Here is a 1,720-nt window from a genome sequence, read left to right as displayed (position 1 = left end):
GTTGCCGTACTCGCGGCTTTTTATATGAGCAATGAAGATGGCGAAGCCGCTAAGGCCGAGCTGGCACGCCATATGGCCGAGGTAGCCAGTCATCGCGTGCGGGTTGAACGTATGGGATCACCCGAGCTGGAATTGTTTGGGGGTGACGAATGAACGACTGGTTTAGCACTCAGGAATTAGCCGGTGTTGCCGGTTTGCCTGAGACCGTACGGAGCATCGCGAGAAAGGCCACAACCGAAGTTTGGCAATCGCGCCCGCGCTCTGGTCGTGGCGGTGGTTTTGAATATCACATTAGCAGCCTGCCAGCCGCCAGCCAGCGGGCACTGCGTATCAGTATGGCCAAAAAAGCGGCCGCCCGCGCAAAATCCAATCCTGTTATTGCCGATATGGATGCTCAGTCACAACTGCAACAGCAACACCGTGAACAATCGTTAAATCGCTATAAAAAGCTGTCGGCCAACCAAAAGAAAAAGGTCGATGCCATTCTTGCGGTATTGACCGCCGCGCAAGAATTTCACCGCGCCAGTGGTTTGCCAAAAGGCAAGGCATATACCGAGTTTGCTTCCTTATATAAGAAGGAAGAAATCACAGTAGAAGCCTGGGTACGCGAGATCGAACCCAAATGCTCCCGCCCCAGCCTGTATTTGTGGGAAAAGAAGATCCGCGAACAGGGCATTGATGCCCTGGCCGGTGACACCGGCAAAGGTCGTCGCGGCAGCGGCATTGTCGATAGCCAACCCGCGCTGCGTGAATACATCGTCGGTATGGTCGTGGGCCATCCACATATCAAAATCACTACGTTGGCCAAAGCACTTCGTGCCGAATTTGCCGGGCAGGATATAACGCTGCCGAGCGAACGCCGCTTATGTGACTGGGTTAATCAATGGAAATCGGATAACCGCGCCGTATACACCGCCGTTACCAACCCGGACGCCTGGAAAAACAAATATATGGACGCCCAAGGAAGCGCCAGCGAACACGTTCACGCGCTGAATCAGCTTTGGGAGTTCGACAGTACGCCTGCCGATCTGATGCTGACCGATGGTCGTCATTCCATATTGGGCGCAATTGACGTTTATAGCCGCCGCACCCTGTTTGTCGTAATGCCCACCTCTGATAGCAAAGGCGTTGCGCAGGTAATCCGCCGCTGTCTGTTGAGCTGGGGTGTACCAGAGGTTGCCAAAACCGATAACGGTGCCGACTACAAATCCAAATACATTCAGAACGTATTCCGTTCCCTGGGCGTCGAGCAGGAATTTTGCCCGCCATTTCAGGGCTGGAAAAAGCCGCACATCGAACGGGTTTTCAAGACATTTTCACACGACATTGCCGAGCTGTTGCCAGGGTTTATCGGCCACAACATCGTTGAGCGCCAGGCCATTGAAGCGCGCAAGAGTTTCAGCGACCGCCTGTTTAAAAAAGACGAACTGATCGACGTGAAAATGTCCTCGGCTGAGTTGCAGCAATACTGCGACGACTGGCTGGAACACGAATACCACACCCGCCGCCACAGTAGCCTGGGGGAATCACCTGCCGCCCGCATAGCCAGCTATGCCGGACACATCCGCACGATCGACGACGAGCGCGTGCTGGATGTGCTGCTGAGTGAGCTGGCTGGCACCCGAACCATCACCAAAAAAGGCATCAAGCTGGACGGCGGGTTTTATATCCACGCCGAGCTGGCGGCGCACACCGGCGAACAGGTGAACGTGTTCTACGA

At 54.9% G+C, this 1,720-nt stretch carries 1 protein-coding gene; it reads left to right on the top strand.

From position 1 onward, the window contains the following. Positions 1-149 precede the first annotated feature (149 nt). Positions 150-1,720 (top strand): DNA-binding protein (locus Q8W24_RS16720; RefSeq protein WP_305476028.1); only part of this gene is annotated, 1,571 nt, incomplete at its 3' end.

Origin of the sequence: Oceanobacter sp. 4_MG-2023 (assembly GCF_030689165.1) — a bacterium.
GTDB lineage: Bacteria > Pseudomonadota > Gammaproteobacteria > Pseudomonadales > Oceanobacteraceae > Oceanobacter.
The sequence above is the reverse complement of the archived record's forward strand: the minus strand, read 5'-3'. Positions and strand labels throughout refer to the sequence as shown.